Below are 21124 nucleotides of genomic sequence, written 5' to 3'. Positions count from 1 at the left end.
CAATAGAACAGATTTTACATTGGTCAGACTGGAGACGGCGGCATCAATACCGGGCGCAACTATGTCACTATCGCCGCCGGGGAGATCATCGGCTTACAGAGCAATTACGGCTGTAGTACTAGGCTGTGTCCCTTAATGTAAATTGATAGTATTCTCATCTAAACTGTTTTCAATACGGGAAAAAGATGATGGCACGCTACGACATTCCTGATGATGCATGGATATTGATAGAACCTTGTTTGCCCCCGGTCCATTCAGAGCGAGCAGGACGTCCACATGTTGAACACCGCCGTGTGATGAATGGGATGTTCTGGGTATTGTGCTCAGGGGCTCCGTGGCGCGATTTACCTGAACGTTACGGTTCCTGGAAAACCGTTTATAACCGATTTAACCGCGGGTCAAAGTCAGGCATTATCAACAAGATATTTAACCGGTTACTGCTCATTCTTGATGAAAAAGGCTTGATTGACTGGTCTGAAATTTGTCTGGATGGCAGTAATATTCGCGCCAGTAAAGATGCCGCAGGGGCGAAAAAAAACCTCCCGATATCGCTGACGATCATGCGCTGGGTCGCTCACGCGGTGGTTATGGCACCAAAATCCACCTGGCAACCGACAGACGGGGTTTTCCCCTCAACCTGCTTTTGACGGCGGGGCAAGCCCACGAAAGTCGATCCGCCATCCCTTTGCTCGACGGCATTGGCATACAGCGCAAAAAGGGTTTCATGAAACGGCGCGGTAAAGCGGTGCTGGCAGATAAAGGTTATTCGGGCGGAAAACTCCGCGGTTATCTGCGTAAATTGAGGATCAAGAGCATTATTCCGTATAAAATCAATGAAAAAGGCAGTACCGATGGTCGCACGCAATTTGATGAACAGGCTTATCGTGATCACAATGTTGTCGAACGCTGTTTCGGTTTTCTGAAAGGAAATCGGCGTATTGCAACCCGTTACGAAAAAACCGCACGAAACTATTTGTCCATGGTGAAATTAGGCTGTATTCGACTCTTTTACAAGCGGTCATATAATTAAGGGACACAGCCTAGCGTTATCACTGTTATGCCTGCCGTAAAACCTTTCAACTGAACTACACCTACCAAACCTGCAAACCCGGAATGAAAGACCAGATTGAAGTATGGCAGTGAATAACGGCGGTATCAGAGACACCGTTCGTGTCCTGAAGGTGGGCATCAACACAGTGCTCCTCACGTTAAAAATTTGAACAAAAACAAGTGACTACAAGGCCTCTAGCGGGAAGTGAAAGCCAAATTATCTGTGAAATTGATGGTGCGCTGGGAAAAGCTGCACTGTTTCTTGCGGGTGAAAGCCCCGTCGTAGAAGATTAGCCAGATCACTACGTAGCGAGTCTTGCATCTCCGGCGGTAACAAAGGAGATGAAGCGTAGACAGTGAAACATTCGAGCCGAAACCAATAGGTGAACGTGATAACTCCGAAATTCGCTGATTGTGTTGTGCCGATGGTATCGTCGAACCAGCAGGCAATAGTTTCTGAATGGGCACACTGGTGATTTTTTTTCCAGTCAGAAGCACACACCGGAGTCTCAGGCGTCGGCGAGTTTGTAGAGAACAGTGCGGAACCCAGGAGATCCTGACACCTCTCAAGGGAATGAGTATATCGGGCACAAGTGCCAAAACACAAGGCCTGAGAGATGGGTATCAGGAAGTCGGAGTCAGCCATAGTAGTGATGAAACGAGTAATGATCGCGGAGCGAAGGGCTGGCAGACAGATCGAACGTGAGAGGGAAACAATGACCGTACACAGCAACGACGGACAATCATGGTTAACAAAACTTGAGCGTATAGGCAAGAAATCAGCCTGTAACAAACAGCAGGTGTTCAATAACTTAGGGCATTTGCTGAACAGTGACATGCTGAAAGGACAATTCCTACGGCTTGACGGGAATAAAGCGGTAGGTATTGATCGCATGACAAAATCCGCTTACGGTGAACATCTTGATGGGAATATTCACAATCTCATCCTGCGAATACGCAGAGGGACGTATCGCCCGAAAGCCGCCAGAATCACGCAGATCCCGAAAGAGGATGGTAGTAAACGGCCACTGGCGATTTCGTGCATAGAGGACAAACTGGTGCAACTTGCGGTCAGTGATATTCTCAGCCGAATTTATGAGCCGCTGTTTCTGCCGTATTCATACGGGTTTCGGCCGGGATTAAATTGTCATGCGGCATTGAAGGCACTACAACAGCAAACATACCGTAACTGGAATGGGGCGGTTGTGGAAATTGACATCCGACAGTCCTTTAACACGATACCTCATATTGAGTTGATGAATTTACTGCGGAAGAAGATATCAGATCGCCGTTTCCTCAGACTCATTAAGGTCTTAATAACGGCACCCGTTATCGAGGGTAAACAGATATCCGACAATGTGTGCGGATGTCCCCAAGGGTCAATCGTATCGCCAGTACTTGCCAATATCTACCTGCACTATGTGATAGATGAATGGTTTGATGAAATCAGCCGTTCACACATTCATGGTCGGGCAGAAATGGTAAGGTACGCTGATGATATGGTGTTTACCTTTGAGTTCCTGAGTGAGGCAAAACGCTTTTATAAGATATTACCGAAACGACTGAGTAAATACGGTCTGGCGTTGCACAGTGACAAATCGCAATTAATTCCGGCGGGTCACGTTGCAGCAATGAGAGCTAACCAGTCTGGCGGACGCTTACCTACGTTTAACTTTCTGGGATTTACCTGCTATTGGGGGATATCGCGAAAGGGTTTCTGGCGACTGAAGTTGACCAGTCGAAAAGACCGTTTTGCCGCCAAATTGAAGGGACTCAGGGACTTCCTCTGGAAGAACCTGAATACACCTGACAAAAGGCGTGTTCTGACCATCGTCATCAGGGTTATCAAAGGCTGGATAAATTATCACGGTATTTCTGATAACCCGAGACGAGTCGGGCAATTTATCTACCAAAGCAAGCGGGTACTCTACAGATGGTTCAACCGGAAGGGAGGACGTCGGGGGCTAACGTGGGAAAAGCTGACTCTGATCCTGAAAGTGCTGGGTTATCCTTCAAGCTGGAAAGTCCATTCAATGTTCAATTCTTGCTGAATAGGTGTGACGACCGGGGTCTGTCGGGAGCCGGATGCGGTAGTTCTGCATGTCCGGTTCTGAGGAGGGATCTGCCCGGGTGACTGGGTAGGTCTACTCACCAACAAGGGTCATTTGTCGGTAACAAGAAGAATCAGCGCTGGCTTTAGTATGCCTGGGAACCGAATGAGAAGCGGATCGTGGCACATGTATTTGGTGACCGCAGCGGGAAAACACTAGAAACGCTGCTGGCACTTCTGGCCCCTTTCAAGATTCAATTTTACTGCACAGATGATTATGCTGTTTACGACTGCCTTCCTGAGGAAAAACACCTTAGAGGAAAGAATTTACCCAGCGTATCGAAAGAACCAATCTCATCCTACATACTCGTATCAAAAGATTGAATCGGAAAATGATCGGCTATTCCAAATTCGAAGAAATGCACGACAAAGTGATAGGGACGTTCATTGAACGTGAATACTATTTTCCAAAGAAAATCTAACTATTGGGTGCATGACCCTCCCTAATACAGTTAGGCTATCCACTAGCTTTGTATACTAACAGTAACCATGCGGTTTTCACTTCTTTCTGCCTTACTTAATGAAGTCTATCTGAAACAATAAGCGCATCGTGTTTTGTTAATGGATACAACGTCTCAATCTTCAAATAAATCTAACATTAATACTTGTTTTTAAGACTTTACAGCCTAACATGGCTTATATAAGTGTAATAAAATCATGAGACTAACTATGGAGAAGCGAGTATTTTTCAGTTTTCACTACCAAGATGTAATCGATTTTCGAGCAAATGTCGTGCGCAACCACTGGAGAATGAAACCAAATAGAGAGCAAGCAGGTTACTTCGATGCATCTATCTGGGAAGAAGCAAGGAAAAAAGGTGATATTGGATTAAAACGTCTTATCAATGGAGGGCTAACAAATACCAGTACCACGTGCGTTTTGATTGGATCTCAGACTTACCTCCGCCCATGGGTTCGTTATGAAATATTTAAAAGCTTTAAACGAGAAAACCATCTACTAGGCGTTCACATCAATAGCATCAAAGGCAAAGACAGTGCCACTAAAGAGCTTGGAAAAAACCCTTTTGATTATCTTGCTGTGGAGTGGAGTGAGTCAGGTAAAATAGTCACAATGTTTGAATTGAAAAATGGCAAATGGAATCCGTATACTCAAATTGATGGTTCGGCAAGCTACGGATTGGAAAATCTAGCACCTGTTGAATATCGAGGCAAATTCATTCAGCTATCTAAGCTTAAAGCTGTATACGACTGGGTGGAAAATGATGGTTACAACAATTTCTCTGATTGGATGGAAGGTTAATGGCAAGTTTAAATAACCAACCTATAGATCTCTTTATAAGAGACTTCGTTAAAGAGCTTAACGAGAATAACACCGCAATATTTGCTGGGGCAGGTCTATCCGTACCTGCTGGTTATGTAAACTGGAAGCGATTGTTAACCCCATTAGCTGAAGAACTGGGAATCGATATTGAACGCGAACATGACCTAGTGAGTCTTGCTCAATATCACAATAATGCGAATGGTAGGGGAAAACTTAATCAGCAATTGATGGATGAAATAGGGGTAAGCCGAGAACCAACAATCAACCATAACATTCTCGCTCGATTGCCGATTTCAACATATTGGACGACTAATTATGACAAGCTTATTGAAAAAGCACTAGAGCAGGCAGGGAAAATCCCAGATGTTAAATACACAACCAACCAACTTGCGATAACTAAAAAAAAGCGAGATGCAGTTGTCTACAAAATGCACGGTGATATCGACCATCCAGATAAAGCTGTAATAACGAAAGATGATTATGAACGTTACCAAATGTCATTTGGGCCTTTCATCAATGCATTAAGTGGTGATCTAATATCAAAAACATTTCTTTTCCTTGGCTTTAGTTTTACTGACCCGAATCTCGATTATGTTATGAGTCGAATTCGAATTCATTTTAATGAACATCAACGGCAGCATTACTGCATATTTAAAACATGTAGTCGAACAGACTACGACAATGACGAAGACTTTAACCATGCAGAGATTAAACAACAACTAGTCATTAACGATCTGAAGCGGTTCCAAGTCAAAGTTCTCTTAATCGACAGCTACGACCAGATAGCTACGATCTTGAGGCGAATCGAAATGACTTATCGATGTAATACCATTTTTCTGTCCGGGAGTGCTCATGTATTTGAACCTTGGACACGAACTAAAGTTGAAGGATTTTTGTGTAGATTAGGGCATATCCTGATTGAAAAAGGATATCGTATTTCATCAGGAATCGGTTTAGGCATTGGAAATGCTTTGATTACAGGGGCTATTCAGAAGGTATATCAAAATCACGGTGATAGTATTGCTGATCATCTAATAATGAGACCATTTCCGCAATACATCAAAGAGGTAGATGAACGGCAAAGGATATGGAGACAATACCGTCAAGAAGTTATTGGTTATGCTGGTATTGCAATTTTCTTCATGGGTAACAAAAGCGAAGGTGATAAGGTCGTTGTAGCCGATGGATGCATCAAGGAATTTGAAATTGCACATAATCTCGGTCTTGTTGTAATTCCAGTTGGAGCAAGTGGTCACGCTGCACAAGATATATTTAAGTCTATTAAAGCTGATTACACAAAATACTATCCCCAAGCTGATGCAGCATTCTTGGAGTATATTGAACAATTAAACAGCACAACAGACGATCCTGAAACTCTCTTATCAAGTCTTCTTGCAGCTATAGACCTTGCATCAAAATTTCAAAAATAAACTTAATGTCTCACTATTCCACTATACGGATACATCAATATCCGTATAGTGCTTTGCAAGCGCGTTCAAAATTAGCCACAATCTGTTATAAATTGAAAACCCATGTCCCTGACTGTAATACACTCATTTAGAGTTGATACTACTTCCTCTAAACATTACGCCCTGAGATCATGGCATATTTTTGCCCTAAAGCGAGCAAAAAAATACATAGAAAAGTAAAGTCATTTAAATATACAGATTCAAGAAGCAAAAACAATCCGGGGCATAAAAGGGGGCATAAAATAATATAATCAAAATAAATTAAATATATTCAATATCTTATATTTATTTGCTAGTCCCGCCCTGCACCAAATAAAAACTTGCTGGTAAACAGTAAGTTAGGGTAAGAAGAAGCCACCTTTTCAGGTGGCTTTTTTTATGACGCAAATCACCTTTCACTATTCGTTCACTATATTCTTTCACTATATTTTTTGACCTTCCATTTACTTTTTTTGCCCCCCAACGACAGGCACAACATTCACTTTTCGATCGTACCTTGCCGTTTGAGTGATGTTTTTATGTCCAGTGATTTTTTGTTTTTCTGACAACGGGCCTTCAAGGTCAGATACCCCTTTCGCCTTCAGATCATGGAATGTGAAGTTAAAGTCTAATTTTGGAAATTTTTCAATAGCGGTGGCTCTGGCTTTTTTCCAGCGGCTGTTAAACCCATCACGCGTATATTTTGAGCCTTTGCGCTGGTGGAGTACATAGATGCTGCTAACCCCGTTATCTAGTGGTAACATTTTGCTCATCGCGACGACATTGTCTAACCGTTCTGTCCAGGCTTTGATTTGGGCAACACCCGTTTTACCCTGGCGAATGAAGATACCGTCTTCCCGTACCTGTGCATAGGTCAGTGCCAGAACGTCAGCCTGTCGGGCGCAACACAGATAGGCCAGTTCCATTGCAACCTGAACTACTGGTGGGGCAACGGAGTAGATAGCGTTGTACTCGTCATCGGTGATATACCGATCCCTCGGAATTTCCTTGAATTGTCGAACACCTTTACACGGGTTACTCCGTACAATTCCCCTTTCATATCCCCAGCCATATACACGGGACAAAAAATTTTTCTCGCGATTAGGCTGTGTCTTGGCTTTTAATCCGCGCTTATCCATGTACTTGCGAATATGCTCTGGTTTGATATTGTCCGGTAACATGTTCCCAAATACAGGTAACAGCTTACCTGCATATTTTCGATAATCTTTTTTGGTTTCGGTAGCCAGTGCGGAAAAATCAGGCGAGAGGAAAAACGCCTTAATCAGACCGTTCAGCGTTTCGTCATTTTTCTGATCGGCGATTAATTTTTCGTATGCCACCCAAACTTCGGCCTGAGTCGCAGAGAATTCACACAGGCGGATTGTCCGGCTGTCATAGGTCTGAAACTCAAACGCTGATCGCCCCCGTCGAACGCGCGGGGGCATCCAGTTATCTGCGGGGTTTTTGCGTTTTCTGCCCATTAGTCTAACGCTCCAAAGTTTGGTTCTTGAGGGGCAGGAGCATGATTTCTAATCCGTTGTGATATCGGGTTATTAAAATGCTCCCATGTGGTTCGGGGTTTCCCGTCCCGGCGAACAATAAAAAATATGCCGGCTTCTTTTAGTGCTGCACACTGCTTAGATGGGATTTGGTAGCCAGTGATTTCAGCCATATCTGCATCGCTAATGATGCCGGTTTTCATATCCATATTGACCTCGATTATCTATTAACCGTTCGGATTGAACATCACCGTTATGTAAACGGTGTTGCAGAAATTTTGTTGCGGATTGTTACTATATTTACCTCTTCTTCATAGCTTCCAGTAAAATATCCTGTACTTCCCGTTTAGAATTACGTCGCTCCATCACCAATTCATCCATCGTACGGGCAGCGATAATATGGTGAACAAACACAGGTCGGTTGTGTCCGGCTTGTATCTGTCGGGTAGGGCCGATACGCTCAATAATTTGCTGGTACTGCTCCAAGTCCCACCAGTGCGAGAAAAATACCAGAATGTTACCGCCGTCTTGCAGGTTTAACCCGTGTCCGGCGCTGGCGGGGTGGGCGAACATGACAGGGATCTTTCCCGCGTTCCAGTCACGTAGAGTTTGTGGGTTGTCGTCTAAGTGCTTCCCTTTCGGGAATGCTTTTAACAGCCGCGCTAAATCGTGTTTCCAATGGTAGGCAACGAGTACCGGCATTCCGGCAGATTCATAGATGATGCTGTCTAATGCCTGTAGTTTGGCGTCGTGCAGTTCCTGCCAAGTGCCGTTCTCGTCGGTATAGATAGCACCGCTGGCAATTTGCAGACATTTAACGGTCTTGGCTGCTGCGTTCGGGGCTTCAATGCCAACCCCCTCCAACTCCACGAACATTTCCTTTTCCATCGCCTTATACTGCTGATGGACTTTGGACGGCAGATCGATATGAATAACGTTGTGAATGGGTTCTTCAATATCGAACCAGTCCGCCGCATCGAGTGAGATAGTCACATCGTTAAGTGCAGTTTGAATTTGCTCCTGGGCGAAGTCCTTCGGTTTCAAATCGGGCCAGTGTTGCCCCGGTCGTTGGAAATTGTTAAACCAGCGCGAAGTAAAGGCACTGTACGTCCGGCCTAGACGTTCACCCTGATCGACGAACCACGCTTGGCCCCATAAATCCAGTAAGCCATTAGGGGCAGGTGTGCCGGTTAAGTTGACCCAGCGGTGTATATGCTTGTGAGCAACCTTGGCTAATGCCGCTGCGCGCTTACCGCCTTTGCGTAACCTGAACGATTTGAGCCGTGTGCTCTCATCGGCAATGACGGTGGCGAACGGCCATTTATCCCCTAACGTTTCCACCAGCCAGACGAGGTTATCGTAGTTGGTAGTGAAGACACTGGCGTTGGTATTTTGTAAGGCTAATGCCCGTTCTTTGGCTGAACCGACAATCGCTTGTACTTCGATATTATTTAAGTGACTCCACTTATCCGCCTCATCCGGCCACGTTGACCGAGCAACACGTAACGGCGCTAATACCAGTGTCGGTTGGGTTTCCATACCCACCATGTACAAATCTTCCATTGTGGTTAATGTTGCTACCGTTTTGCCCATACCCATCCCCGCCCAAATATTTGAGCGGGGGATATCGAGCTGGTGGTTGATAATGAGGTTTTGATATGGGCGGGGGGTGAATGGCTTCATACTTTGCCCTTAACTTGCACGAGCTTTAATATTACCAGCGCTCGTTTCTTTGAGTGTTATTACCATTTCGTTCGTCTGAACGAAATAGAGATCGTTTTTGGTTTTATCAGTCTTTTCTATGAAACCTTTTACTACATCCAAAATAACACTAATGTTGGCATCATTAGACGCTTCAATTATTATTTTCATATTCAGCTAACTTAGAGGTGAGCGTTTCTATTTCGGTAAATATTTTCACTAAGATATCTACCTCAATGGGGATTTCATTTATATTGTGTTCTTTTACTAAGTTACATGTTTCTTTAAGTACCCTCATAAGATTTATTACTATTGTTCTTTTATTTATATCGCTTTCCTTTGTCTCTATCTGTCTTGGTTCCTTTATTTTATAAATGGAATTTTGAGTCTTTATATACCCATCGGTTTTATAGGTTTCAGCATTTAGCACCAGAGATGTAATTATTTCATCGCCATTGTTAAAACGTTTTTTACTATCATTAAATATTTTTCCAAATGCGACCGCTTTACCATCCGTACTCTGCGCAAAATCGGTTAATTCTATTTCTGCGGTGTGTCGTGGTGAGCGGTTATTAAGATATGCAGCAAATGATGATTCTTCGTTAAATTCATTGTTCATATTATTTCTCCACTTGTATTAAAATTCTTTCACCTATCCATGCCATCACTGGCACGGCCATAGAATTCCCAATCGCCCGGTAGCGATGACCATCGGGACAATCCGCCGCAGCCTTTCCCTTCCACGGTATTTGGGTGTGATTATCGGGAAAACCCTGTAGTCTCTCGCACTCCACAGGCGTTAAACGGCGCACGGTATAGCCATAATTCACACAATGAACATCTGATGTTGTTAGTGTGTAAGAAATCTCAGGTTGATAACCTCTACCATTACCGCCATTTTCAGGTGCCCGGTTAATCGTGTTGCCGGCAAGTGCAATCGTCACCAAATCAGTAGCTCCTTTACAGTCACGAGCTTTCAAAGTTGATGAGATATCATCTGTTCGATATTCACTAAATGAAATTTGCCGATAAGTTGATACCAGCCCACTACCACGCTGCGAAAATATTTCCTGATTACTCATCCCGATACCACCGACATTGTGGCTCTGGTTTAATGTCGGGTGCGGATTTAATCCTGAGTCCCAGTGACTGCCGATAACAGCGCGGCTTCCAGCGTTTTCGGTAGCTGCTTTCCCCGTCGTTCCGCGCGGTTCAGTATTCCGAGACAGGCTGTCTGGCTCAAAAAGTACCGTTGCGGGACAGAAGTCTTTTCGAGCACTTGCGACAACAAACACACGACGGCGTCGCTGGGCCACTCCGAAATATTGAGCGTCGAGCACTCGCCATGCGATGTTTCTTTGTGGTCCAGACACATAACCTGCGTTTGTCCATTTCTTCCCTGACGGCTGCAACGGCTCATCTTCTCCAGCAAGTCCAGCAAGAAAACACCCAAATGCATTGTCTTTGCTGGACAGGACACCGGGGACGTTTTCCCAGACGATAATTGATGGCTGTTCGCCGTTTGCTGCCCTGACTGAGTCAATGACATTTGCTAACTCCATAAATGATAGTGTTAATTGTCCCCGCTCATCGCCCAGGCCATTACGCAAACCCGCAATACTGAACGCCTGACAAGGTGTTCCGCCGACCAAAATATCTGGTGCATCCACCAAATTCTCTGCAATCATAGTAGGAATTTTGGTCATATCCCCCAGGTTTCGTACATGGGGCCAGTGATAGCGCAGGACTTCACTGGGGAATTGGTCGATTTCACTAAACCATGTCGGAAACATACCGAGGGATTCCCATGCCACACTCGCTGCTTCAATACCGGAACAGACAGAGCCGAAATGCATCATTGTTGCTACTCCTTAACCCTAACTGGCATCACAACAAATTCGGGATTACCGTATTTTTTATTCACCTCTTTATTGAATTTGAAACAGCAGGCTGAGGTCATTCCCGCAGGAGCAAGTTGTACAGCAATGTTTTCAGCAGAAAACATCTTGTCGGGTAAGCTCAAATATTTTGCATCAATGTAGGGAATGTCTTGGGTGTTTTCTGTAGGTATAATTCGGCTCAGGTTAGGAAATTGCGCATTTAATAGTGACAGAGTCGTAATACCGATACGGTGTTCGTATTTGTCACGGTGTATGGTGTACGGGTCTTTGGCAAGTACGAATTCTGTAGTTTCTGCTTTGGCCGGAATTTTTTCATTAAATTGGACAATGATATTATTTTTCGTTTTTATACCGTGTTCCAACCTTAAAGCTACGTGTCCATTGGTTGCTTCCAGATATTTAGGCGTGATGTGAATTCCATTCAGGCAATACTTAATATGGTTCTTAGCGACACACATCTGTGCTGCACGTAATAAATGCGATGCAATAATCATAACAATATCCCCTCCAAATCCTTACTATCCAAAACCACAACCTCACAACTTAATGCGCGTAATTTTTCATGCTCGCGTAATTGCTCAGGTCGGGGCTTTTCGCCAGGGGCTTTGCATTCGACAAAAATCACGCGGCCACCGGGTAATATACAAATTCGGTCAGGGACAGAACGGCGACCGGGGGAAACAAATTTATAGGCAATTCCTCCAGCTTTTTTCACTTCATTAACTAAATGCCTTTCGATTACACCCTCACGTATTTTCATTTAATTTATCCCTGTGATATTGCTTTAAACAAAATTCGGATCGGATTTCTGCCCATGCAATATTTAACGCATTGCGTGAATGGCGCGCCGCTTTATTCCACACTTTTGCAGCCCGTAAATAATCGCCCTCGCGTTCAATTTGTGCAGCCTCGCGTGCAGTTCGAAAATATAACGGACTGTCTCGGTATTTATATGACATAGAGCTTCCTTTATTCAGCGGGGCAGGTACAACGGCCACTAAATACCAATGTTATTGGTGATGGATCATCGGGGTGAGCGATGAGGTCAGCGTGATATACTTTTTTACGGTAGATAACGGAGTAACCGTCATTTTTGATTAGTAACAATTTCCCAATTACTGCGCGGTGGTTAAATGAGCGACCATCGCTGGTGATAATGGTAAAACAACATTTTTCACCAACAGCGACAGGTTTCGGCTCGCCATAATAGCCGTGGCATTCTTTACAACGTTCCATAATTTATTCCTTACGATATCGATATGCTTCAAATCCGCCAGCACTCAGGGGTAAATCCGGTGCCCAATCGGGATTCGTTGCGAGTAGGGTACTGAGATGTTCGTGAGAGTAATCGGGAGTGTCCGAGGCTTCCGTCAGTACCTCGTCGTGTACGGTCAGCACGATGTCATAGCCTGCGGTCTCTATGTGGGGCATGTTACCCGCCAACACATCACGCGCGGCGGCCTGAGTGACGTTTTCGACCAGTTTTCCGCCGTAGGTTTTGAGTCTTTGCCATTTGCGGCTGTACGGATTAGTACCCATGTAACTGATCTGCCCGTCGTCGAGACGGGGTGAGGGATAGCACACCGCACGCCCGGACGGTAAGACCACACGGAGCCACGCCCCGTCACGGCGGACACGTAACTTACGGCAGGGGATAGTGACATTGGGTGAACTGATCGCGCGCTTGACTGCCTCCTCCAGCTCGTACCAGAACGGTACCGTTGCGATGTGGGCGTTACGCCACATACGCTTGAGTGAGTCGCAGGTAATAAAGACACGTTCGCTCAGGCCGTAGGTCTGGTTCTGTTCAACTGATTTCTTGTACCAGCTCATTGCATCCCGCTGAACTTTTACCGGAATATTTGGCAGTGCAGCGGTCGCCAGTTCTTCAAGGTCAAGGGCATAGGTCAGAGCGAATGTGACGAAAGCGGCGACTCCACCACCGTACCCTAGCCCCAGCTCCATCACTTTACCTATCTGGCGCTGGTCTTTTGTGACATCATCCGGTTCAATGTTGAATGCACGGGCATAGGCCAGTTTGTAGAGGTCTGCGCCTGTGCCGTTGTCATTATCCCGAAATGCCTGTAACTTCCATTCTTCACCTGCCAGCCACGCCAGCATTCGCCCCTCGATATTGGACAGGTCAGTAATGACCAGTTTTTTACCGTTCGGGGGAATAATAACGCCGCGTATCGCTGAGCTGGTCAGTTCCATGATGTTATCGAACAGCAGATCGGCACAGTCCGCTTTCAGTGCCTCGATGCCAATATCAATAATGTTCTGCTTCAGTGTAGGTCTTGGTAAATTTTGCGGCTGGAATAGGCGGCCTGCCCAACGTCCGGTGCGTGATGCACCACAAAATTGCAAAGTGCCACGTAATCGGTTATCGGTACTAATTCCGTTCATCAACGCCTTATACTTACTGGTGCTGGTGGTACTGGCTTGTAACCGGATGGTCAGTAATTCCCGTAACGCAATAGGAAGATCCGGGTCTGCTATCCGTCGTTCCAATGTGCTTTTTTGCATATCGGGCAATTCAACCCCGAACGCCGTTGTGATGTGCCATAACATGGCATCACGTTGCGTCGCGGCCTGTACATCGCCGTCGGTCATTTCCTGCGTGCGTTTTGCCAATAACTTTTGTTCCTGCTCCACCGCATCAATCGCGGATTTGGCTAATTCAATATCCATGCGCACACCACGATCGTTAATTTGTTGGTCACGGTGCCAGAGTGTCAGCTCAGTACCCTGATAATTCCATTTGGGCAGGCGTTTATGTACTTCGCGCATGGCCTCAATATCCAGTCCTGCGTACGTCGCAAAACGCCGCCATTCTTCGGGGTGGGTTTTACTGGTAGCACGGCGAATGGCGACGTTTTTCGGGCGGGGCTTACAGAATAGCTGGATCAATGCCTTGCCTTCCTTGTCTTTTGCTTTATCTGACGGAATACCTAGCACTTCACATAGTGCGCCTAACGCACCTGGTAAACCGTGTGCCAGTGCCTGAACCATCGTGTCGCGCCAACGGGAAATATCCAGATGCAGCTTCGGCATGTAATGGCGTAAAACAGTGCGGTCAAAGTGGCTGTTATGGGCGAATAAAATAACGGTTGGATCGAGTAAAATTTTACGTAATTCGGCGGACATGGGAGCGCCGCTTGTCACATCCCATACCTGAACAGGGTTATTGTTTATCGCCCATGCAAATAACATAATTTCGGCATGTTCGGCGTAAATATGAGTACCGTTTCTAATAGGTACTTCACTATAGGTTTCGAGGTCGAGCCAGAGAATCGTATTATTCATAGTCGTTAGTTTTAAATTGGTGAGGAATACATGAGTGATAGTGCATGGAAATTAAATATCCCTGTTATTATTTCTATTGTTTCAGTGGTTGTTTCAGGGATGGCTTGGTGGCAAGTTAAAGAACAAACAAGAATGCAAGAATTAAACTACGAGAAATCCACAGAGCCACATATCACAGTTGTACCCACCGTTGATCCTGAAAACGGTTATAAGGGTTTTTATTTATTTAATGGGGGATTAGGAACTGGATATATTGAAAGCGTCAAGATAAAAATAAATAACGAAATAATAAGTGATAACTCTAGTGGTCATGGGGTATTTCATACTTTAGCCAAGCGTTTAAGAGTTCTTAATACTAATAGCTGTTTTAAATACGGTATGCCAAGGAAAGGTGATCCTGTTATTCTTAATTATATGTCGCCTTTATGGGCTGCGTCGGGTGATAAATTTGATTGCGCCGTTGAGCATTTCCAACTTCATAATGTGTTGTTGGATAAAAATTTAGACGTGGATATCATGCTCATTTATAAATCAATATATGGTGTTACCTATCAATATTCTTCTAAATCGAATTTAAAAACTAGATTATAAATTTGGCATAGCCCCTCCGTATTTAAGGGGCTATGCATTTTCAAGCTACCTCAGATGGCAAGCCAATCATCTCATTAAGTGCCTCACGGCGAACGGCGGGAACAGGTGCAGCTTTCGCCGTGTCTTTAGGTAATAGCTCAGCGGCTTCCGGCCATTCTGTTAATAGGCGTTTCACCGAGCGGACTTTTAATAATGCAGATTCTACATTATTGGTGATATCTTCCCGCTGGTTATTTAATTCTTCGTGACGTTTTTCCAGATCATAGAATTCATTAACCAAAGGATTATCGGCTAATAATGTGGTCGTGCTGGGCGTTATTTTATAGATGCGCTCTTTAAAAGTATATCGTTGTCTGTCCCCGTTAAAGTACGCAATAACACGGCTACCTGCTAAATTAATTTCTATAAAACTGTATTCACGAACTGGGAATTCGTCTAATCGCATAGACTCAGGTATTTTATTAGCCAGTTTTTTTATTTCAGAAATAATGTCGTTTATTCCCGAATCCATATTTGCGCCGCCGATGGCTTCTATTCTTACTTTTTCAGCCCAATCCGCACGGTCTTTATAAAGTTGCTCTTCTTTTTCGAAGATACCTGCTTTTGTCAGTGCATTTTTAACAATTTCACTTTTTATATCTTTGGTTAGTGTTTTCTGTGTCATGGTTTTTTTTACCTTAAGAAAAGCCCCGCATAATAACGGGGCAATAGTTATTAGCCGTCGTTTTCGCTTAGGTCTTCGAAATCTTCGGGCGTGGCTATTTGCCAAATTTTTCGACGCCTTTCTTGCTGGCGAAGATATTCTGTCACTTCTGCCCAACTCATGGTTTAACTAAAAACGTCCGCTTCAGCGTCAGCCCCTTCGCTGATATCGTCAAAATCATCTACAGAGGCAACACCGCCGCCCGCGAATGCGTCACCGTCTCTCAGGAACTGAACGCCAGACAGTGAAGCGGATATGCCTTTGCCGTTGTTTTCGTAGGCGAAAATACTGATAGTCGCGTTCACGTAACAGCCGGAATACGGGCGGCCATCTTGTGCGGTAAGTGGAGTGCGGTCACGGTCAATAACCAAAGGGCGCGCTTTATTACTGGCAGAAATAAACATACAACCTGCGTAACCATCATAATCGGGTTTATCGTCGCCATCGCGGAAATTAAACCGCATATTATTACCCCGGATACTTTTAATAATACCCTCAGCTTTAGCACCCCATTTATCGGTAGCCACTTTTAAAATTGCTGCTTCTATTTCAGCAATTAAATCTTTGCGTTCTTTTGAAATAAGGAAAGTCGAGCGAAACTTATAATCACCCTGACCATTAACTTGGGTTGCTTCAAATAAATCAGGGAATGCCAAACGTACATTGGGTAATTTAATTTTCATTGTTTATGTCTCTTTATTGGTTAAATGTAATTAAACGAACATATCGTCAGATACGTCAGATACGTCTTCAAAATCGTTGATAGGGTTAACGTCCAGTGCTGGACGGGGATCGGATTCAGGTACGACGGTGGGTTTACCGTCAGGTCGAACAATGAGTGATTCCAATTTATCCCATTTCTTCGGAAACTCTTTTTTCAAAACCTTTTCCGCTTGGGTGGGACTAATGATTTTTTTGGTATACATCTGGTCTTGCTTGAGCTTGAACGTTTTTAACATCGCCTCGGCGTCCGCTTCGGCACCCCACGAACGGTTACCTAGCTTGCCCTCTACCAGTTTATATCCGGGGATGGGATGACCGGCATTCAGTTCATCACTGACACGGACTCGAACCGCTTTGCACCAGCTTTCAACAAAGTCCACCTGTGCGTATTTGGCGGCTAGTGTCTGGTTGTCGTACTTTGGGACTTGTTCGGTTGCGTTCTCTATCTGTGGCTCTAATGGTTGCGTCAGATCGACAAAATCTTCAGCGATAGTGCTCCATACGTGCGCTGCCAGTGCTGGGCAATCCGCCTTGGCTTTGCAAAAACGGCACTGTTTATCCCCCGGAGTAAATGAATCAGGAGGTGGCGTGTCTACGCCTTCACATTGGGCGATATTAAATGTGACAATAACCGATGCGGCGGCGTTTCTGGCGCGTTCTCCAAATTGACGTAACGCATCAACACTGACCGACCATTCTGAAACGTGGTTCAGTCGGGGCTGGTGGATAAACAGCCGTACTGTGTCGAATTCGTACAACATATCGAACTGATTCAGGGCACCGAGCGCATATAACATCAACTGCTCGTTTTCTTCGGAATAGACTTTCACACCTTTACCGTATTTCAGGTCGTGAATTTGCAGCTCACTACCCTTGATAATGATAGCGTCGGCAGTACCGAAAGAGTTTTCGACGCCGATCACCTCGGAAAAATCGACGCGCTGTTCAATCAGCAATTCATTGCCCTGAGCCAGTGACCACACCGTTTCGACATATTCGCCAACTGCCTCCACCATTTCCTCATTAACGCACGGTGTGTCAGGTTTAAGCAGGACGTTTTGCCCCAAATATTCGGCGGTAGTTTGCCCCATAGTGAATGGCTCGCCCGCCAGTGTTGGGTCTTGGCGATTATGCAGGACATTTTCAGCGAGGGCATGGGCGGCTGTTCCCTCCAGTGCGAACGGTGATTCGGTGTTTGGAAATCCCACTTCCATTGCTAGGCTACCGTGACAGCGTAGCCAACGATGTGCTGCTGAGGGTGATAGTTTTGCATGTGCCTCCGGCATGTTTATTCCTCCACCCAAGCATTTTCCGCCAATTTGAGTACCTCAGCTAATTTCTCTTGAGGAATATCACCCAGCTTTTTAGCCCCGAATTTAGACACGATACCTACAGCCTCGCTGCGGTAACCGCCTTTTGCCAGCCGCAAAAGTGCTTGTTGGGCCTTATCATAAAGGACTGCATAATCAAGCTCTGGCTCTGGCTCTGGCTCTGGCTCTGGCTCTGGCTCTGAGGTATCGGCTGTTTGTTTACCCTCATTTAATAGTGACACAGCAAATTCGCGGCGTTCGGTGATACCGGGGATATCGTCCCAGTTTTCTAACATTTCCAGACACAAATCTAAAATAACGGCTTTCGTCAGTGGCTTGAGTTCCTGCAAACCCTGTAGCGCACAGTCTAGGGCGTCTACCTGTCCGTTACGGTCTGCACCAACCGCCTCAATCACAGCGCGAGCCTGCGCCAGTTTATCGGCGGTCAGGTTATAGGCGTCATTTTTGAACAATACGGTAACGGCAACGACGGTTTCCAAATCCAGCGTTTCGATATCAACAGGTGTGTTATCGGTTTTCTTTTTGGTGCTGGATTTTTTCTTTTCAGCGGGTTGTTCGATGGGATCAGCCGATACTGTAATAGCTGATTCTATTTCGGCGGAGTGGGTGAAGCCTCTATCCGCCCATATTGATAACAATTGCCCAAGTAGCGAATTGTTTTGGATATACAGTATGTTTTGCTGCTCCAACAGTGCGGTTTTCCGCTCTAACAGCTCATTATTTTTATCTATAGATGTTTCTAAGCTCATTTTCCTAGCCTTTTATTATGAGTACAGCGTAATCGGGAATTGGGTTGCGGGGTTGCGCTTGAGTTCTTCACATTTCCGTAGCCAGCGCAGGCGACGAACGGTGTTGCTTATTGGATACTTATCAACGGGAACTACTTTTGGTTTCATGCCACAAGCTCCTTATTGCTCATATCAAAAAGCACACCCACTGAAATTAGCGGGCGGGTGCGTTAGACAAAACGGATGTGCTTTTTGATATGGGCGTAAGGAGTACGCCCTTTAAGGAGGTGTTATTTCTTAGCGGTTATGAATAAATAACATCATCATCTTTCTTATACTTAACTAATAAAAAACCTCGCATTGGCGAGGCGGTTATTTGGTTGCGCTAGCTTTCATTTATAAAATGGAATCCCATCATAGATACATACTATTGGTGGATATAAAACAAATGCAGCTAATATTAGACACAATATTTTACCACCTATCTTTTTTACTACTGTACATGCTGCTATAACTAAAATAAGCCCAACAATAGTGGACGGCCAACCTAATATACTTCCAGCTAATACAACGTAAAACAAGTGAATGGTTTTTATTACTGTTAATATATCTTCCATACATATTCCCTTATGAATCTTATTATAGATCCTCGGAATATATCAGACTATGACTCGGTTTGTTAATTCGATTAGCTCTCAATAAGTTTCGAAAAACCGCTCACTAAAGTTTCGGCCAGATTTTCCAGTCTGGTTGTTTGGTGCGATATCATTGTTGGATCGGGAAATAATTTAGCCTCACGTGTCACTATTTCTTTATAAACATTAATCACTGCTGTTTTTATTTCTGGTGGGAAATTCTGATATTTCGGCTCTGGCCCATCGATGGGGTAGATATGCGGGCTGTCACCGTCGATTACTGATAAATCACAATCCATAAGTTCGCCGGGTGTGCGTCCAAAGAACTCAGCAATAGTTTTCAAAGTAGAGTACTTAGGATCTTTGATTTCGCCAGACAGAGTCCGATGCAATGTGGGTTGGTTTATTTCTAACCTCTCAGCCAGTTTAGCTACGCTTTTTATCCCGTGTATACTCATTAAATAAAATATATTTCTGATTAGCATTTTTATGTTCCACCTTGTTTTTGTTAAGTTAACTCACCATAGGCCATTTATCGAATGACCTACAGTCAATCAACCACACTCTCGCAGTGGTCGCGCTCATGCCCTTGAGTGCCTTCTTTCAGTTATAACCGATGCAAGACTGGCTTTCTTGCGGCTTATCGGAGCTACTTTTCATCATTAACCCTAACCCGTTGCTACACAGGCTCACCGCAATGTGATTCGGGGGCTGTGTCATTACCACAGCATTAGCTATGCGCTTGCGGTCTATCCGCGTTGCTAACGCATGATTATTTTTTCTCCTTTTGGTTGAGTTTTGCGCTCGCACACTCCCTGCTGTCAGTGTTACCCGTTCGCGCCCGTGCTCACTCTCGTGCGGGGCTTAGTCTTCTCAAGTAGGCAGATCGTACCCATTGATACACCGCATTGATGCGTAGGGGACTGAACAGGGGTAGTATGTTGTTCCGACTTTCCAAATTGTTAAAGAGCGGCACTTAAAAACCAATAAATGAATTAAAAATTCAATAATGAATTTATAGTCTAAATTGAATTGCTATGTCAACCCATAAATGAATTATTTTTAACAAAAAGAAAAGTCGCACTTAGCGACCTTTCTATCTTTATAATTTATTTGAATTTATTTCTTTATTAGGTTGGGTTTTGCAACCCCTGCCACGTAGTGTAGGGATTCAATTTTGTTTTTGAGGGTGCGTATAGGGGCGTGATCCTCGTTGACCGGCAACAAATGGTAGTACCCATCGCGTTCAAATAGGAATGTTTTAACTGTAGGGTTACCCTCAGTCGGTGTGATTAATACTTCATCTCCTGATGATATCTCGTGGTTAGGCTCAATCACTACGAATTCCCCATCCTTTATGCGTGGCATGAGTGCAGTGCTGGTACATTTTACCGCGTATGCCTCTGTATCATAGGACGGCCAGCGTAAGTATTGGTTACCCTCGCTACGGCTAACTGGGGTATCGCTAATAGCTATATCGTTGCGTACAGGTATGTTAGTGAAATTCTGAGTAGAAAACTCGCCAGCAGCTTCAACAACTGTTATGGATTCGTGGTGCTGTAAATCACATTCAACCAAATCTATCGGTGATACCCCAAAAAAATCAGCCAGTTGCCGCATGGTTGCGTACTTTGGGTCTTTATTATCTCCTACTGATATCCGTTGTAGTGTTGATTGCGGTATTTTTAAGCGTTTAGACAGCTCAGTTACACTGCTAATGTTGTGTTTGTACATTAAGTACCTGATATTTTTGACAAGAATGTCGAAATCCAACGCCATTTTTTCACCTCTAAAATAGTTTGTTATTGCCTACTTTATTCATATTTGCATATTTTAGCCATTTTTTTAGTCAATTGTTGGGTTGTTGTTTAATTCATTATTGGGTAACCTATTCTTATATTATTAAGGAGGAACTATATATGCACGAATTTTCACCTCAAGAGTTGGTTAAAAAATTAATTGAATCAGGATTTACGCAGGCACAGTTGGCCGAACGTACTGGTGTTAGTCAGTCCTCATTGAGCCGAATATTAAACGGTACTTGTGACCCCCGACTATCGAATGTCCGTGCGGTTGAACGTTTCTATATGGAATTTGCGGACAAAAAAGAATAGGAC

The 21124-nt window shown here is 44.5% G+C and carries 26 protein-coding genes and 2 pseudogenes; 9 read left to right on the top strand and 19 right to left on the bottom strand.

The genetic code is table 11. The annotated features are described in order from the left end of the window. Positions 1–188: 188 nt before the first annotated feature. A protein-coding gene (locus Xvie_RS17665) for an IS5 family transposase (protein ID WP_139838876.1) occupies positions 189–1030 on the top strand; the annotation gives its coding sequence in 2 pieces (ribosomal slippage) (positions 189–531 and positions 531–1030; 843 coding nt in all). A 14-nt stretch (positions 1031–1044) separates the two neighbouring features. Continuing rightward, positions 1045–1284: pseudogene (locus Xvie_RS25905) on the top strand (IS1-like element transposase); the annotation flags it as partial. On the opposite strand, the gene Xvie_RS21715 reads toward Xvie_RS25905, so the two are convergent. Continuing rightward, on the bottom strand, positions 1246–1548 hold the full coding sequence (locus Xvie_RS21715) for a hypothetical protein (RefSeq protein WP_167376301.1): 303 nt from the start codon (positions 1546–1548) through the stop codon (positions 1246–1248). The pseudogene Xvie_RS25905 and the gene Xvie_RS21715 sit on opposite strands and share 39 nt — an antisense overlap. Before the next feature lie 76 nt (positions 1549–1624). On the opposite strand from Xvie_RS21715, the gene Xvie_RS24220 reads away from it, so the two are divergent. From Xvie_RS24220 to Xvie_RS17625, 5 genes and pseudogenes are all read left to right on the top strand, one after another. After that, positions 1625–1756: a hypothetical protein gene (locus Xvie_RS24220; RefSeq protein ID WP_258087083.1), complete on the top strand. Its 132-nt coding sequence runs from the start codon at positions 1625–1627 to the stop codon at positions 1754–1756. Between the two features lie 10 nt (positions 1757–1766). After that, positions 1767–3101, top strand: a complete 1335-nt coding sequence (locus Xvie_RS17645; RefSeq protein WP_086110488.1) for a reverse transcriptase domain-containing protein — start codon at positions 1767–1769, stop codon at positions 3099–3101. A 101-nt stretch (positions 3102–3202) separates the two neighbouring features. Beyond that, positions 3203–3582 (top strand): annotated as a pseudogene (locus Xvie_RS23395) (IS1 family transposase); the annotation flags it as partial. Positions 3583–3829: 247 nt separating this feature from the next. Further along, the gene (locus Xvie_RS17630) at positions 3830–4420 is read left to right on the top strand and encodes a TIR domain-containing protein (protein ID WP_086110482.1); all 591 of its coding nucleotides are present in this window, start codon (positions 3830–3832) and stop codon (positions 4418–4420) included. Continuing rightward, positions 4420–5871 carry an SIR2 family protein gene (locus Xvie_RS17625; protein ID WP_086110481.1) on the top strand — a complete coding sequence of 484 codons (1452 nt, stop codon included), beginning with the start codon at positions 4420–4422 and terminating at the stop codon, positions 5869–5871. Before Xvie_RS17630 ends, Xvie_RS17625 begins: the two co-directional genes overlap by 1 nt. A gap of 482 nt (positions 5872–6353) precedes the next feature. Here the strand turns inward: Xvie_RS17625 and Xvie_RS17620 are convergent, their stop codons facing one another. The 10 genes from Xvie_RS17620 to Xvie_RS17570 all read right to left on the bottom strand — a co-directional run bounded on the left by Xvie_RS17620 (position 6354) and on the right by Xvie_RS17570 (position 14296). Further along, positions 6354–7370 carry a tyrosine-type recombinase/integrase gene (locus Xvie_RS17620; RefSeq protein WP_086110480.1) on the bottom strand — a complete coding sequence of 339 codons (1017 nt, stop codon included), beginning with the start codon at positions 7368–7370 and terminating at the stop codon, positions 6354–6356. Further along, positions 7370–7597 carry a DUF4224 domain-containing protein gene (locus Xvie_RS17615; protein ID WP_086110479.1) on the bottom strand — a complete coding sequence of 76 codons (228 nt, stop codon included), beginning with the start codon at positions 7595–7597 and terminating at the stop codon, positions 7370–7372. The genes Xvie_RS17620 and Xvie_RS17615 overlap by 1 nt, the downstream gene beginning before the upstream one ends. 91 nt (positions 7598–7688) lie before the next feature. Then, complete coding sequence (locus Xvie_RS17610; protein WP_086110478.1) at positions 7689–9071, bottom strand: SNF2-related protein; 1383 nt, start codon at positions 9069–9071, stop codon at positions 7689–7691. Between the two features lie 172 nt (positions 9072–9243). Continuing rightward, positions 9244–9708 (bottom strand): hypothetical protein, encoded by a 465-nt coding sequence (locus tag Xvie_RS17600; RefSeq protein WP_086110476.1) that lies wholly within the window; start codon positions 9706–9708, stop codon positions 9244–9246. 1 nt (position 9709) lies between these two features. After that, positions 9710–10948 (bottom strand): DNA cytosine methyltransferase, encoded by a 1239-nt coding sequence (locus tag Xvie_RS17595; RefSeq protein ID WP_086110475.1) that lies wholly within the window; start codon positions 10946–10948, stop codon positions 9710–9712. Positions 10949–10953: 5 nt separating this feature from the next. Next, positions 10954–11484 (bottom strand): beta clamp domain-containing protein, encoded by a 531-nt coding sequence (locus Xvie_RS17590; protein ID WP_086110474.1) that lies wholly within the window; start codon positions 11482–11484, stop codon positions 10954–10956. Next, complete coding sequence (locus tag Xvie_RS17585) at positions 11481–11750, bottom strand: PDDEXK family nuclease (protein WP_086110473.1); 270 nt, start codon at positions 11748–11750, stop codon at positions 11481–11483. The genes Xvie_RS17590 and Xvie_RS17585 overlap by 4 nt, the downstream gene beginning before the upstream one ends. Then, positions 11737–11949, bottom strand: coding sequence for an ANR family transcriptional regulator (locus tag Xvie_RS17580; RefSeq protein ID WP_086110472.1), 213 nt, complete (start codon positions 11947–11949; stop codon positions 11737–11739). Before Xvie_RS17580 ends, Xvie_RS17585 begins: the two co-directional genes overlap by 14 nt. A 10-nt stretch (positions 11950–11959) precedes the next feature. Next, positions 11960–12226, bottom strand: a complete 267-nt coding sequence (locus Xvie_RS17575; protein ID WP_086110471.1) for a hypothetical protein — start codon at positions 12224–12226, stop codon at positions 11960–11962. Between the two features lie 3 nt (positions 12227–12229). After that, on the bottom strand, positions 12230–14296 hold the full coding sequence (locus Xvie_RS17570; RefSeq protein WP_086110470.1) for a DNA polymerase: 2067 nt from the start codon (positions 14294–14296) through the stop codon (positions 12230–12232). Between the two features lie 30 nt (positions 14297–14326). Between Xvie_RS17570 and Xvie_RS17565 the strand changes: the two genes are divergently transcribed. Beyond that, positions 14327–14887 (top strand): hypothetical protein, encoded by a 561-nt coding sequence (locus Xvie_RS17565; protein WP_086110469.1) that lies wholly within the window; start codon positions 14327–14329, stop codon positions 14885–14887. 40 nt (positions 14888–14927) lie between these two features. Here the strand turns inward: Xvie_RS17565 and Xvie_RS17560 are convergent, their stop codons facing one another. From Xvie_RS17560 to Xvie_RS17530, 8 genes are all read right to left on the bottom strand, one after another. Then, the gene (locus Xvie_RS17560; protein ID WP_086110468.1) at positions 14928–15551 is read right to left on the bottom strand and encodes an Nmad5 family putative nucleotide modification protein; all 624 of its coding nucleotides are present in this window, start codon (positions 15549–15551) and stop codon (positions 14928–14930) included. A 164-nt stretch (positions 15552–15715) separates the two neighbouring features. Beyond that, a complete protein-coding gene (locus tag Xvie_RS17555; protein ID WP_086110467.1) occupies positions 15716–16273 on the bottom strand; it encodes a DUF2815 family protein in 558 nt (185 codons plus the stop codon). Positions 16274–16303: 30 nt separating this feature from the next. Continuing rightward, complete coding sequence (locus Xvie_RS17550; protein WP_086110466.1) at positions 16304–17599, bottom strand: DUF2800 domain-containing protein; 1296 nt, start codon at positions 17597–17599, stop codon at positions 16304–16306. Positions 17600–17601: 2 nt separating this feature from the next. Next, positions 17602–18393: a hypothetical protein gene (locus tag Xvie_RS17545; RefSeq protein WP_086110465.1), complete on the bottom strand. Its 792-nt coding sequence runs from the start codon at positions 18391–18393 to the stop codon at positions 17602–17604. 371 nt (positions 18394–18764) lie between these two features. Beyond that, on the bottom strand, positions 18765–18989 hold the full coding sequence (locus tag Xvie_RS17540) for a hypothetical protein (protein WP_086110464.1): 225 nt from the start codon (positions 18987–18989) through the stop codon (positions 18765–18767). A 71-nt stretch (positions 18990–19060) separates the two neighbouring features. Then, on the bottom strand, positions 19061–19492 hold the full coding sequence (locus Xvie_RS17535; protein ID WP_086110463.1) for a helix-turn-helix domain-containing protein: 432 nt from the start codon (positions 19490–19492) through the stop codon (positions 19061–19063). 118 nt (positions 19493–19610) lie between these two features. Next, positions 19611–19817 carry a hypothetical protein gene (locus tag Xvie_RS21135; protein ID WP_139838875.1) on the bottom strand — a complete coding sequence of 69 codons (207 nt, stop codon included), beginning with the start codon at positions 19815–19817 and terminating at the stop codon, positions 19611–19613. A gap of 309 nt (positions 19818–20126) precedes the next feature. Beyond that, a complete protein-coding gene (locus tag Xvie_RS17530; RefSeq protein WP_086110462.1) occupies positions 20127–20786 on the bottom strand; it encodes a S24 family peptidase in 660 nt (219 codons plus the stop codon). A 140-nt stretch (positions 20787–20926) separates the two neighbouring features. On the opposite strand from Xvie_RS17530, the gene Xvie_RS17525 reads away from it, so the two are divergent. Further along, on the top strand, positions 20927–21121 hold the full coding sequence (locus Xvie_RS17525) for a helix-turn-helix transcriptional regulator (protein ID WP_086110461.1): 195 nt from the start codon (positions 20927–20929) through the stop codon (positions 21119–21121). The last annotated feature ends 3 nt before the right edge of the window (positions 21122–21124 follow it).

It is taken from the genome of Xenorhabdus vietnamensis (assembly GCF_002127535.1).
GTDB classification, from domain to species: Bacteria; Pseudomonadota; Gammaproteobacteria; order Enterobacterales; family Enterobacteriaceae; genus Xenorhabdus; species Xenorhabdus vietnamensis.
This window is presented reverse-complemented; position numbering and strand designations above follow the sequence as displayed.